Source organism: Actinomyces ihuae (assembly GCF_001457875.1).
Lineage (GTDB): Bacteria > Actinomycetota > Actinomycetes > Actinomycetales > Actinomycetaceae > Pauljensenia > Pauljensenia radingae_A.
Map to the genome: position 1 here is coordinate 224,285 of NZ_CZPX01000003.1, position 13,935 is coordinate 238,219.

8 protein-coding genes and 1 riboswitch are annotated in these 13,935 nt (G+C 60.9%); all 8 genes read right to left on the reverse strand.

Translation table 11 applies throughout. The features are described 5' to 3' along the window. Positions 1 to 105 precede the first annotated feature (105 nt). The 8 genes from guaA to BN3002_RS01095 all read right to left on the reverse strand — a co-directional run bounded on the left by guaA (position 106) and on the right by BN3002_RS01095 (position 13,915). Positions 106 to 1,680: a glutamine-hydrolyzing GMP synthase gene (gene guaA / locus BN3002_RS01060; protein ID WP_257525372.1), complete on the reverse strand. Its 1,575-nt coding sequence runs from the start codon at positions 1,678 to 1,680 to the stop codon at positions 106 to 108. Positions 1,681 to 1,719: 39 nt separating this feature from the next. Continuing rightward, positions 1,720 to 4,014: a glycoside hydrolase family 3 N-terminal domain-containing protein gene (locus tag BN3002_RS01065; RefSeq protein WP_058236201.1), complete on the reverse strand. Its 2,295-nt coding sequence runs from the start codon at positions 4,012 to 4,014 to the stop codon at positions 1,720 to 1,722. 185 nt (positions 4,015 to 4,199) lie between these two features. Then, positions 4,200 to 5,168 (reverse strand): S41 family peptidase, encoded by a 969-nt coding sequence (locus BN3002_RS01070; protein WP_058236202.1) that lies wholly within the window; start codon positions 5,166 to 5,168, stop codon positions 4,200 to 4,202. A gap of 136 nt (positions 5,169 to 5,304) precedes the next feature. Next, on the reverse strand, positions 5,305 to 7,101 hold the full coding sequence (locus BN3002_RS01075; RefSeq protein WP_058236245.1) for a bifunctional phosphoribosylaminoimidazolecarboxamide formyltransferase/inosine monophosphate cyclohydrolase: 1,797 nt from the start codon (positions 7,099 to 7,101) through the stop codon (positions 5,305 to 5,307). 29 nt (positions 7,102 to 7,130) lie between these two features. After that, a riboswitch (ZMP/ZTP riboswitch) is annotated at positions 7,131 to 7,217 on the reverse strand. Between the two features lie 29 nt (positions 7,218 to 7,246). Next, a complete protein-coding gene (locus BN3002_RS01080; RefSeq protein WP_058236203.1) occupies positions 7,247 to 9,022 on the reverse strand; it encodes a cell division protein PerM in 1,776 nt (591 codons plus the stop codon). 93 nt (positions 9,023 to 9,115) lie between these two features. Beyond that, on the reverse strand, positions 9,116 to 10,036 hold the full coding sequence (gene sucD / locus BN3002_RS01085) for a succinate--CoA ligase subunit alpha (protein ID WP_058236204.1): 921 nt from the start codon (positions 10,034 to 10,036) through the stop codon (positions 9,116 to 9,118). A gap of 26 nt (positions 10,037 to 10,062) precedes the next feature. Further along, on the reverse strand, positions 10,063 to 11,274 hold the full coding sequence (gene sucC, locus BN3002_RS01090; protein ID WP_058236205.1) for an ADP-forming succinate--CoA ligase subunit beta: 1,212 nt from the start codon (positions 11,272 to 11,274) through the stop codon (positions 10,063 to 10,065). A gap of 121 nt (positions 11,275 to 11,395) precedes the next feature. Continuing rightward, positions 11,396 to 13,915 (reverse strand): ATP-dependent helicase, encoded by a 2,520-nt coding sequence (locus BN3002_RS01095; RefSeq protein WP_058236206.1) that lies wholly within the window; start codon positions 13,913 to 13,915, stop codon positions 11,396 to 11,398. Positions 13,916 to 13,935: the final 20 nt, after the last annotated feature.

The window sequence follows — 13,935 nt, forward strand, 5'->3', positions numbered from 1 at the left end:
GCCGAAATGGCCCCAAGAGGCTTCCAAAGGCTTAAAGAACCCCTCTGCCAAGCGCAAGTCGACAGAGGGGTTTAGCATGCTTAGCTGGAGAAATATGCCCTTCCGTTACTCCCACTCAATCGTTGCCGGCGGCTTGCTGGTCACGTCCAGGACAACACGGTTGACCTCGGGCACCGCGTTGGTGATGCGGTTAGAGATGCGGGCCAGGACATCGAACGGTACGCGCGACCAGTCGGCCGTCATGGCATCCTCGGACGACACGGGGCGCAGCACAATCGGATGGCCATAGGTGCGGCCATCGCCCTGAACACCAACCGAATGCACATTCGCCAGCAACACCACCGGACACTGCCAGATCTCACGATCCAGCCCGGCAGCGGTCAGCTCCTCGCGGGCAATCAGATCCGCGGCGCGCAGAATCTCCAGGCGTTCGCGCGTCACGTCACCAATGATGCGAATTCCCAGGCCAGGACCGGGGAACGGCTGACGCCACACAATGTTCTCCGGCACGCCCAGTTCCAGGCCAATGGCGCGCACCTCATCCTTGAACAGCGTGCGCAGCGGCTCCACCAGCTCAAAGTTCAAGTCCTCCGGCAGTCCACCGACATTGTGGTGCGACTTGATGTTCGCAGCACCCTCGCCGCCACCGGATTCAACAACGTCGGGGTACAGCGTGCCCTGTACGAGGAACTTGATCTCCGCGCCCGCTTCACCGGCCTCACGCACCAGTTTCAATTGCGCAGCCTCGAAAGAACGAATGAACTCGCGGCCAATGATCTTGCGTTTTTGCTCCGGGTCGCTCACGCCAGCCAGAGCATTCAGGAAACGCTCCGACTCGTCCACCGTCACCACGCGGATCCCCATCGTGCCCGCGTAATCATGCTCGACCTGCTCACGCTCACCCGCACGCAGCAACCCGTGATCAACAAAAATACACGTCAGCTGATCGCCCACCGCTTTGTGCACCAGCGCGGCAGCAACCGAGGAATCCACGCCGCCGGACAGACCGCAGATCACGCGCGCATCGCCCACCTGCTCACGAATACGCGCCACCTGATCATCAATAATCGACCCGGGAGTCCAATCAGTGCCAATACCCGCACACTCGTGAATGAAGTTCTCAATGAGCTTCTGGCCAAACTCGCTGTGATGCACCTCAGGGTGCCACTGCACACCATAGAGCCGGCGCGACTGATCCTCGAACGCGGCAACAGGTGTTTCCTGCGTGCTGGCCGTCACAGTGAAACCATCCGGCGCCTGCTGCACCGCATCACCGTGACTCATCCACACGGACTGTTCTGCCGGAGTACCAGCAAGCAGCGCGCTGGAGGCGCCCTCGTCAATCGTGAGCGACGTATGGCCGTATTCGCGCGTTCCCGTCTTGCCGACGGTGCCGCCCAAAGCCTTCGCCATGACCTGGAACCCATAGCAAATGCCGAGCACTGGGACGCCTGACGTGAACAGCTCAGTGTCAAACGTTGGCGCGTTGTCCGCGTACACAGATGACGGGCCGCCGGACAGGATCACCGCAGCCGGATCCTTCGCAAGCATCTCAACGGCCGGCATCGTATGCGGCACGATCTCCGAGTACGCAGAGGTCTCACGGACACGACGCGCAATCAGCTGCGCGTACTGGGCGCCAAAGTCAACAACAAGAACAGGACGATTTTCAGTGCTCACAGGCTCATCGTAGCCGTACGGACGGCCCATGCGCCACAATCACTGCGTCACCGTCAGCGAACCTGCCAAAGGCGCATTGGAATCACCACCCACATACAGTTCGATGCGCGTGGCGTCCTGGATCCAGTCCTTCGTGACCGCGCTCCAGTACCGCAGTTGATCGGGGCCGAGGGGGAACGTCACCGTCACGGTCTCACCGGCCGGGATGCTCACACGTGAGAATCCCTTAAGCTCACGCAAAGGCCTCGAGGACGTGCCGTAGCACTGGTGGATGTACAGCTGGGTAACCTCGTCGGCATCCACATCCCCGGTATTCGTGACGTCAACGCTGAGCGTGGCTGTCTCACCGACGCGGATCTGGTCACGATCCAAACGCGGATTCGAATACTCAAATGACGCGTAGCTCAAGCCGTATCCGAACGGGTAGAGCGGCGTGCTCGGCTCGTTGAAGTAACGCTCACCTGCGCCTTCGGGCTGGAACGTGCGGTAGTGGTTGTAGACCATCGGCACCTGCCCCACGTTGCGTGGCCATGTGATCGGCAGACGACCGGCAGGCGAGACATCACCAAACAGCGCGGCTGCCACGGCTGCACCTGCACGCGTCCCCGGATACCAGACCTGCATGATCGCACCGACGCCCTCATGACTATCAACACAAGTCAGGTCCAGCGGGCGGGCCGACATACACAGGACAACGAGGGGGGTTCCCGTCTCTGCCAGACGCTGGAGCTGCTCCAGTTGGCGCCCCTGGAGTTCCAAGGTGGACACGGAGGCCTTCTCACCGATCTGGTTCTGATGCTGGCCGATCACCACGACCGCAACATCACTGCGTGCAGCAAGTTTCACGGCGGCGTCAATGTGCGCGTCATCATCCCAGTCCTCGGGGGTGCGGTCCACGACCGGTTCATTATCGTCGAACATCGAGGGATAGAGGCGCTCCCCTACTCCCGCGCCAGGTTCAAACTCAACGCTCACATCCTGACCGGCGCGCTGGCGAATACCGTCCAGGATCGTCACTGTTTCATCGATGTCGTACTTGAAGCACCATGGGCCCAACGGGTCTCGCCGTGCGTTGGCCAGCTCACCGATCACTGCGATGGAAGACGTCTTGTCTGCCTTGAGCGGCAGCGTGGAGTGTTCGTTCTTCAACAGCACGAATGTGCGTTCAGCAGCGTGCTGTGCTGCGTCGCGATGCTCAGGTGTGGACAGGGTTGCGGCAGCGTCTCCTTCGTCAACATATGGATGTTCAAACAGGCCAAGGTCGAACTTGGCGCGCAGTACGCGACGGACAGCTTCATCCAGCACCTCCATCGAGACACGTCCGTCCTCTACCGCTTCGGGCAGGTGCTCGTATGCGGCCTCGAACATCGCCATTTCCATATCAAGACCGGCGTTGACGGCTCGCGCGCCCGCATCGGGCAGGTCCTTGGCGAAGTGCTGGACGGTGAGCGAGTGGACAGCGTTCGCGTCAGACACAACGAACCCCTTGAAGCCGAATTCGTCGCGAAGCGTGTCGGTCAGCAACCACTTGTTGCCCGAGGCAGGCACGCCGTTCAGATCCATGTACGCGCTCATGATGTTGCGTGCGCCAGCGGCAACAGCGTCACGGAACGGAGGCAGATACACGTTGTGAAGTTCCGAATCGGACAGGTCGACGTCTTCGTAGTCGCGGCCACCGCGAGCCGCACCGTAACCGGCAAAGTGCTTGGGACCAGCGAGGATGGCGTCACCTGGCACAGCGCCGTCCGCGCCCGCACCGCCCTGGAAGCCTGCCACCTGTCCGGCAGCCATCGCACTGCCCAGGTAGGGATCTTCACCTGCGCCTTCAATGATGCGTCCCCATCGCGGGTCTCGTGCAATGTCGACCATCGGTGCAAATGCCCAGTGGATGCCGACTGAACGCGCCTCGCGTGCTGCGATGCGCTGGGCGGCCGAGGCGCTGTCAGGATCCCAGCTTGCTGCCATTGCCAGTGGCACCGGGAAGATGGTACGCAAACCGTGGATGACGTCGTAGCCGAAGATCAATGGGATTCCGAAGCGATGGTGCTCAATCGCCAGTTTCTGCAGCCGGTTCGTCTCAGAGGCTTCGTTGACGAACAGGAGTGATCCTACCCGCCCCGCTTTAATCGCTTTTTCCACCATCGCGCGTTGGGCTGTGTTCGCATCTTCTCCGTCAGCGGGCGCGCCGTCCTGCTGGTTCAACGCCATAGCGAGGTAGAAGTACTGGGTCAGTTGTCCGGCTTTTTCTTCAACCGTCAGGCGTCCCAGCAGGTCGTCGACGCGTTCAGTGGTCGACAAAGCAGCATCTTGGAATGGGTAAGCAGCGTCAGTCATCATTGTCCTTTCACGGCAGTTAACACCCTAATATTACAGTCGGTAAATTAGAACATCAAGGACCCCGGCCAGATGCGCATGGACTGGTCCTGGATCATGCGTTTTGAGCCCGCCATTGCCGGACCTGAACGCATGGTCATCGACGTGAATACAGGCGAGTTCGCGACAGGGCAACGCTGAGCGATCTACTGACAACCCTGGTCGCGCGCCCATTGCGTTGCCGCGTTCACCGCTTGAGCAGGTTCCACCGTCACATCCGGTGCGATCGGATCTTCCGCGTGAGTCGTTCCCATGCGGTCTTTCGTCACGCCGACTGTGACCACAAGCTGCTTTCCTCCATACAGCGGGAACGGTGTATTGACCGTGGCATATCCTGCGGTCGGCTGGCCAAACACGCGCGTATTCGGTACGCCTTTAAAAGCGAGCAAAGCCTGCTCACCGGAGCTGCCGGTGTGTTCACCGGTGACAATCGCGACCGGCACCTCTGACTTTTCCGTGATGTCAACGGTCGTGGGCCTTCCGCCGCCGCTGACCTTCCCGCTCTCCAACATGACGGCGCTTTCGCCTCCGCCCGTAACAAAGTAGGACACGGGACCGTCAGGAATCAGTGGCGAGATACCGGCAATCATCGGTCCCATGTCGCCACCACCGTTTTCACTGAGGTCAATCACCGCCGCGCACACATTCGCTCCGGACACAGCTTGCGCAATAGTTTGCGCGTATTCGCTGCCCTGGTCGGGTGTGCCCATAAACGCGGGCATGTGAACAGTCACGACACCGTCGTTTTCTTCCACGCTCGGCGCCTCGTACTCGTCGACGGCTTCTTGCGCTTCGTCCGGCATCATCAAGAACGAGTGCTTCGTTCCCGCAATTTTGACGGCATCGGACAGGACAGCGTCGACCTCGTCAATGCTGGTGGCTTCGCTGATTGCCTGTTCGACTCGTGGACGCTCATCCTGCCAGGCTTCGGACGATGCGTTGATTCCCTGGTCAAGATGGCTGAGGGCGACTTCACCGTAGCGCTGTGGACTGGGCTCAGTCAGCCAAATACCGAAGTCGGGTCCCCACCTGACGACAGCGACTCCAAGCAGCGCAGCGGCGACAACAATCAGTGCCACCAAGGCGATGATGATTCGTTTGGCAACCGTGGACATGGACTAAGCTCCTCACGTTGACGTGTCGGTCTGCGTTCCATTATGAGGAAGCGGACTCATGCGTGCGAAGACAGCCCCATCTACATTGCGGGGTAGAGCTGACTCTACCCCGCATATGCAGATCGTTGAGCGCCTGTCAGTGCGCGAAGTGACGGGTTCCCGTCATGTACATCGTGATGCCAGCGGCCTGTGCCGCTTCGATCGACTCGTTGTCGCGGATCGATCCACCGGGCTGAACGACCGCTTTCACGCCGGCATCGATCAGCACCTGGAGGCCGTCAGCAAACGGGAAGAATGCGTCCGAGGCGGCAACGGCACCTTCGGAACGGCGCTCCGGCTCGTCAGCGACCACATCGGCTGTGCGTGCACCGCCCGCCGAATCCACCTTGTCAGCAGCGGCGTCACCTGTTGTGCGGCCACCCAGCGTGTTCGCGCGTTCGACCGCCAGACGGCAGGAGTCCACGCGGTTGACCTGACCCATGCCAACCCCGACGCTTGCACCGTCGTGAACCAGCAGGATTGAGTTCGACCGCACGGCTCGCACGGTGCGCCACGCGAACTCCAGGTCGCGCAGTGTTGCCTCGTCGGCCGGCTCGCCTGCCGCCAAAGTCCAGTTCGCCGGGTCGTCACCGTCAGCGTCAATGTCGTCGCGTTCCTGCACCAGCAGTCCCCCGGAAATCTGCTTGAACTCCAGGGCTCCGCGTACCGGTGGCACTACCTGCAGGATTCGCAGGTTCTTCTTCGTTTCCAGTACTTCCAGTGCGCCTTCGGCGTAGGAGGGCGCCAGGACGACCTCGGTAAAGATCGGTTTGATCTGCCTGGCCAGTTCGACGCTGACCTCACGGTTGACTGCGATCACTCCGCCGAATGCTGACACAGGATCGCATGCATGCGCCTTGCGGTGTGCTTCCGCCACATCTGCGCCAATGGCGATCCCACACGGGTTCGCGTGCTTGATGATGGCCACGCACGGCTCGTCATGGTCAAATGCTGCGCGCAGTGCTGCGTCACCATCGGTGTAGTTGTTGTAGCTCATCGCTTTGCCATGCAGTTGGCGCGCGTTCGCGATGCCAGGCAGCAGGTCCTGGGTCGTGTCGTCGCCGTCCTGTTCATCGCCTGGTTCGTCAAACTCAACGTCAACTTCACCCTCACCCATCAGCTCGACGATGTCGCCGTATACGGCGGCATCCTGATGCGGGTTTTCGCCATAACGCAAGGTGTGGAGGCGTTCGAAAGCAGAGACCAGCACCGGTGGCCACTGTGCGTCATCAACGTCATCGGCTTCAGCCGACTCGTCAACATCAAGATCAGCATCCAGTTCGTCTTCGAACCAGTCAGCGATGGCGGCGTCGTAATTTGCTGTGTGACGGAATGCGGCCGCTGCCAGTTCGCGACGCTCCTCCAGAGTGAATCCCTCAGAACGTGCAGCGTCGATCACCGCGTCGTATTGCTCCGGGTTGGTAGCAATGGCAACGGAGGGATGGTTCTTCGCAGCAGCGCGCACCATCGACGGGCCGCCGATGTCAATCTGCTCAACACATTCGTCGAATCCTGCGCCCGAGTCAACCGTGTCCTCAAATGGGTACAGATTGCATACCACCAGGTCGAATGCTGCGATCCCCAGGTCTTCGAGCTGCTGGCGGTGATCGGCTTTGCGCTGATCAGCGAGAATGCCGGCATGGATCTTCGGATGCAGCGTCTTGACGCGACCTTCCAGCACCTCGGGGAAACCAGTCACGTCTTCCACGGGCGTCACAGGAATCTTCGCGTCACGGATTTTTTGTGCAGTTGAACCGGTGGACACGATTTCGACGCCAGCATCAGCGAGTGCGCGAGCCAGGTCAACCAGGCCGGTCTTGTCGTAAACGGAGATCAGTGCTCTGCGGATCGGGCGGACATCAACGGGTTCGAGGTTATCCAAACGGACTGACAATTCTTCCTCCAAGGGGGTTCAAGGTCGGTCCTCAGCGCCCAGGCGGGCGGCGCCGTGCGAGGCTGCTTCAGCCGCTTCCCGGTGGTCCTCCACCCTCGCCAGTTGCGGCCTCTTTTAGTGTACGAGGGCGGCGCTGGATATGCGCCTAGCTGTGATCTTTCAGATCTTCGTCACTGTTGTCAGTATTGTCTGACACGGCGATGGGTTCCGTGGGCGCAGCGCTGGCTTTGAGTGCTTCCATGCGGGCATCCGGAGCACGCGGAGGAGCGGGCAGTTCTTCGGTCACCTCTTCTTCCAGCGCCGTTTCCTCTTCCTCCGGCGTCTCTTCGCCGGCTTCATTCAGGTCAGGAGCTGGAAGGGGCGTCTCCCTCGTCGATGACTGGGCGCGATTCTTCTTCCATGCGGCAATACGCGCCTTCGTCCACGCCGTCAAAGCTGCGGCCGCTCGGCGCACCCACGCGATCGTGGTCGGATGTGCTGCCAGGGACACCGCGAGTGCGACCATGCACACTTCCAGTACGACGAACAGCACGCTCCACCACACGCGCGGGCCAACGACGCTCAGACGGGTCGACCCCAACGACATGCGCGACGAGGCAAGCCACGCTGCGATGACGAGCGCAGTGATCACGGTGGCCACTCCCATCGCAGCCGCCTGTTTCCACAGGTGCGTCATACGATGCCGCCACGCCGCCCATGCGCCCAGCAGGATTCCCACTCCCACCAACGCCCAGGCCACCCAGTGGCCCGGAGCTGTCTGTGGGACGGCCGCAAGAATCGGGATCGCCGGAATCGGCGCAACAGGTGCGTTCGCCGCTGAATGGAGGGCGTCGGCACCCACGTAGAAACCAGGCCCCGCGATCCACGCCAGTGCGCATGCCATGATCGACGGAGCAAACAGGGCCTGGACAATGTTGATGATGACCGTGTCCTTGGTCGAAGCAAAGAGCAGTTCGTGGATACCGGAGATACGCTGGAGAGAAACAAGGATTGACACGGCGCTCATGATCAGGCTGAACAGCACTGTCAGTGCCACGGCAACGCGACCAAGGCGCAGCCCTGACCACAGCCATGTCAACGATTCGCGCCGTTCAGATGAAATCGTGGGCCATGTCCACGTGTGTCGAGCAGCAACTACCGCCCAGGTCGCTGCCAGAAGCGGAATGACGAGCGCACCGAGCAGTGCGCGCCACACGTTGATGTGAGCCGAGGACGCTCCAGCTGTAATGAGCGCCGTGACTGCAAACGTGGGGACAGCCATCCACTGCGCGGCGGCAGGAAAATCCCGTCCCGGCAGCAGAAGAACACGCAAAATGATGATCAGCAGCGCTCCGAGCAGTGTCGGAATGGCGAGGATGTCGCTCTGCCCCACCGTGATCGGCGCTCCCAGCGTCGCAGCCCAGAGGTCACCACCCACTGCCCGAGCATCGTCCCAGCTGGTCGACGCCAGCCAGGGGTTCTGCGAGACGAACCAGTACCCCACCAGCGTCACGACCATCATGAACGCCCATCCGATCAGGGCCGCCTCAATGCCGGCCAGGCCGGAGCGTGCCCACCCGTCAGGCAGTGCGATGCGGATCGTGCGTCGCCGCACGGCGGTGCGAGTGGTGTGAGGTTCCTCGTCGTGCACCTGAGGTGCCGGGGCCACTCGAATTGGCGAGGGCGCCTTGGCATCTGTCTCGTCGGCTCCGTCAAGGTCGAGGCGTTCAGTTTCTTTTTCCGAATTATCCAATTCGGGTTCATCATCACTGTCTGCCTCATCGTGAGCCGGCCCAAAAATCAGCGACGCACCTGCTTCACGGTCTTCCTCCTCAAGCCACGCGCCAACCACCTCGGTTGGGATCTCATCAGCGGACAGGTCCGCTTCTGCGCGCTGCCTGTCAGGGCGCTGCGATGGGGAAGAGTCAGGTGAGTGCGTCATCGTTCTTCATCGTCTCGCATCCGCGCCCACACATGGAGGTGCACCGCCGACCATGAGAAAGTTCATTCACGATCAGCGGTGCACGACCGGATGTTATTTCTGCAGAATCTCGCGAGCGATGATGGCAGTTTGGGAAGGTGTACGGCCCACCCGCACGCCGACGGCCTCGAGTGCTTCAGCCTTCGCCGCGGCCGTGCCGGAAGATCCAGACACGATCGCGCCGGCATGCCCCATCGTCTTGCCTTCCGGAGCCGTGAAACCGGCAACGTAGGCCACCACCGGTTTGGTCATGTGTTCGGAAATCCACTGAGCTGCGCGCTCTTCCGCGTCGCCACCGATTTCACCGATCATGACGACCAATTCGGTGTCGGGGTCATTTTCAAAGGCTTCGAGCGCGTCAATGTGCGTGGTGCCAATAACCGGATCACCACCGATTCCCAGGCAGGTGGTAAAGCCGATGTCACGCAGTTCGAACATCATCTGGTAGGTCAGTGTGCCGGACTTCGATACCAGTCCCAGCCGTCCTGGGCCGGTGATATCTGCCGGGGTGATGCCGACGTTCGACTGTCCGGGGCTGATAATGCCTGGGCAGTTCGGTCCGATCACGCGCACGCCCGCTTCACGTGCGCGGGCCACGAACTCCGTGGAGTCAGCGACCGGGATGCCTTCGGTGATGACCACGACCGTCTCCACGCGGGCATCGACAGCTTCGAGTACAGCGTCTTTCGCAAATGCCGGCGGCACGAAAATGGCCGATACTGTGGCACCCGTTTCCTTCACTGCTTCTGCAACCGTTCCAAACACAGGGATGTCGACAGGGCCGTCGGTGACCTGGTCAGCCATCGGCCCGTATCCCTGGACATCGAATGTCACGGACTGTCCGGCTTTGCGCGGGTTGACGCCGCCGACAATGGCGGTGCCCGAGTTGAGCATGCGCTGGGTGTGCTTGCGTCCCTCTGATCCGGTCATGCCCTGGACGATGACGCGTGAGTGTGAGTCAAGAAAAATCGACATGAGAAGTCTCCTTGTGCTTCCAGGTTTCAGGCCAGCGGGGCGGCCGGATCGGATGTGTCTTCAGGGTCGGGCTCGACGCCGGCAGCCAGCTGCGCCACCATGCGGGCTGCTCCGTCCATGGTGTGTGCCATGTGGACCAACGGGTGACTGGCTTGCTGGAGGATTTCGCGTCCCTCATCAACGCGGTTTCCGTCAAGGCGCACCACCAACGGCTTCGTGGCGTTGTCACCGAGGATCGACAGTGCTTCAACGATACCTTGCGCCACCTGGTCGCATGCAGTGATCCCACCGAACACGTTGACGAACACGGCGCGCACCTGTTCGTCTCCGAGGATGACATCCAGGCCCTTGGCCATCACGTCAGCGGACGCTCCGCCACCGATGTCCAGGAAGTTCGCGGGCTTGACACCGTATTCCTCACCTGCGAGCGCAACAACGTCGAGGGTGGACATCACCAAGCCGGCACCGTTACCGATGATGCCGACTTCGCCCTGCAGTCGCACATAATTCAAGCCTGCAGCTTTCGCCATTGCTTCGCGAGGGTCTTCAGCTGCAGTATCGATGAGCTGTTCATGCTCGGCATGACGGAAGCGCGCGTTGTCATCGAGCGTGACTTTGCCGTCCAGCGCGATGACGTCGCCTTCTGGTGTCAGGACGAGCGGGTTGACTTCCACCAGCGTGGCATCTTCGCCGTGATAGGTGTCCCAGAGCTTGACGAGGATCGGCACGATCTTTTCGAGCGTGTCGCCCTCGAATCCTGCTTGAGTCAGGATGTCGCGCGCAACGTCCTCGTCAATGCCGCGCTGCGCATCCAGGGGAACGCGGGCCAGTGCTTCGGGGCGCTCCTTGGCGAGGGTTTCAATGTCCATGCCGCCTTCACGTGAACACATCGCCAGGTGCTGACGGTTCGCACGATCGAGCAAGATGGAGAAGTAATATTCCTCGGCAATATCGCATCCGGCGGTGATCATCACTGTGTTAACTGTGTGTCCCTTAATGTCCATGCCGAGAATCTTGCTGGCATGTTCGCGGGCCTCGTCGCCGCTGCGAGCCAGTTTGACGCCACCGGCTTTCCCGCGGCCGCCCGTTTTCACCTGCGCTTTCACGACGAGAAGGTCAGCGTTCAACGTGTTCGCAGCGTCAACTGCCTGGTCAGCCTCGGTGATGACGATACCCGGCAGGATTGGCACGTCATGCGATTTGAACAGTTCCTTCGCCTGGTACTCGTATAGGTCCACGCCTGTCTCCTTTTCAGTATTCGCACGATCTTCTTCGACGCCACAAATTACCTTGACATCGAGACATCGCCTTCAGACTACCGTGAAGGAGGCCTTCAGTCCTACCCTTTGGACAAAATTCCTATGAAATCTTCGTCAGCGGAGCCATTCGGATCAGCAGATTCTTCGTCCGGCCGGCAAAGTCAATACGCGCCACGGCCCGCGCCCCACTGTTTTCCACGCTCAGCACGGTGCCACGTCCGAACGTCGCATGCTCGACCACGTCACCGGTCTTCAGTACCAGCGACGTCGTGTCCGAGGGAGGCTCCGCCTGTTGAGCCGGTGGAACTCCCATTCGGACAGCGCGCCGACCCGCAAGGCGAAAAGCAGCGCTCCTCAGATTTGAATGCCCTGACCCGAATGCCGGTGCCGCATCAGCGTCACCGTACCGGTCGGCGCGTTGTCGGTGCACCTGACGCAGGCGTTCTGTCGATGTCATGGAGGAGCGCTCATCGATCAGCTCGGGCGGAATGTCATCCAGGAAGCGTGAGGGCGGAAATTCCTGCGGTGTGCCCCAGGCGGAACGCTGCCCCGCCCTCGTCAGGTACAGGCGTGAGCGGGCTCGCGTGATCGCCACATACGCGAGGCGGCGTTCCTCTTCAAGTTCAGCTTCTTCGCCCAGGGAGCGCTGGTGCGGGAAGATGCCATCCTCCATACCGGTGACGAAAACAACGGGAAATTCCAGGCCCTTAGCGGTGTGAACGGTCATCAGCGTCAGAAAGCCGCCACGCTCCTCATCGGACGGCACCTGGTCGGAGTCAGCCACCAGTGAGACGCGTTCGAGGTAGTCGAGCAGCGTTCCTTCCGGTTCACTTTGACGGAACGTCGTGGCAGCAGTGTGCAGTTCAGCCAGGTTCTCCACGCGCGATGCATCCTGAGGGTCATCTGAGCGCTTGAGTTCGGCAAGGTAGCCGGAATGGTCAAGGATCTCGTCGAGAATATCGGCTGGCGGCGCGCCGGCCCTGTCCAGTGCGCGTGCGGCTTCAAGCAGCCCCCAGAAACCTGCGACAGATGCAGATGCCCGCGGGGTAAGCCCCTGAACGGACGGGACAGGGTCGCCGGCAGATTCCGCTGCTGACTTTTCTTCTGTTTCAGGGATCTCGATCCCTTCCCCTTCACCAGCGGGACTGCCTGCGTGGACCCAGACGTGTCGAATCGCTTCACCCAGCGACACGTTATACAGGTCTGCGTGCGCCAGCAATGCACCCTCGGCGCGCGCACCGATGCCGCGGCGCGGAGTGTTGAGGATCCGCCGCAGCGACACCGTGTCGTCGGGGTTGACCACGGCCTGCAGATAGGCGATCGCATCCTTGATTTCCTTGCGTTCGTAGAAGCGCGTGCCACCCACCAGCCGGTAGGCGATTCCCTGTTGGACCAGGAGTTCTTCCAAGGCACGTGATTGCGCGTTCGTGCGATAAAACACCGCGATGTCACCCTCGTCAATTCCCTGGTCGTGCAGGCGACGGATTTCTTTGATGAGGAAACGCGCTTCGTCATATTCGCTGTCCAGTGCGGCCACCACGATCGGCGCCCCGTCACCGTGAGCGGTCCACAAGTTCTTCGGGCGGCGGCCCTGATTGCGAGCAATGACGGCGTTGGCTGCGGACAAAATGTTCTGCGTGGATCGGTAGTTCTGTTCCAGCAAGATCGTGCGGGCACCGGGAAAATCGCGTTCGAATTCTTCGATGTTGCGGATCGTGGCGCCACGAAACGCGTAGATCGACTGGTCCGAATCACCCACAACTGTCAGCTCCGCGCTGTCGACACCGTCATCGCCACTGCCGGTGAGCAGTCGAACCAGCACGTACTGCGCGTGGTTCGTGTCCTGATATTCGTCGACCAGGATGTGACGGAAACGTCGGTGGTAGTGCTCAGCGACGGCGGGTTTGTCGCGAAGCAGGGCCACTGTGCGCGAAATCAGATCATCAAAATCGAGCGCATTGGCCTGGCGCAGTCGTTTGTCGTATTCGACATACGCTTCCGCCACAACCTGCGAGATCGGATCGTTGGGCGCATTCGCCTCGAACTGGACGGGAGCGACCAGCTCATTCTTCAGGTCAGAGATTCGTGCGGCCACCATTTTCGGCGTGAAGCGTTTGACATCGACGTTGGCGGCTTTGAGCACCATCTGTATCAGGCGCTGCGAATCTTGCGCATCGTAAATCGTGAACGTTGATGTCAAGTCTGCCGCAGCGTGTTCCTTGCGCAGGATCCGCACACACGCCGAGTGGAATGTGGACACCCACATGGATCTTGCCGCAGGCCCAATCAGGTTCGCTACGCGTTCACGCATCTCAGCTGCCGCTTTGTTCGTGAAGGTGATCGCCAGGATTTCACTGGGGCGTGCGCGCCCCGTTTCCAGCAGGCAGGCGATGCGATGGGTCAGCACACGCGTCTTACCTGACCCGGCACCAGCCAGAATCAAAAGCGGACTGCCCTCGTGGGTGACGGCGTCGCGTTGCTGATCGTTCAGCCCGTCCAGCAGCGCATCGACACCTGTGTCATTGACGAGGGCGGCGTCAGGCTCCGTTGCGGTCTGGGTGAAGCCCAGGTCCGGAAGGGCGATACGTGGCCGTCTGGTTGAAAAATAACGCTGATTCATCGACTCCACTGTAGGGCATC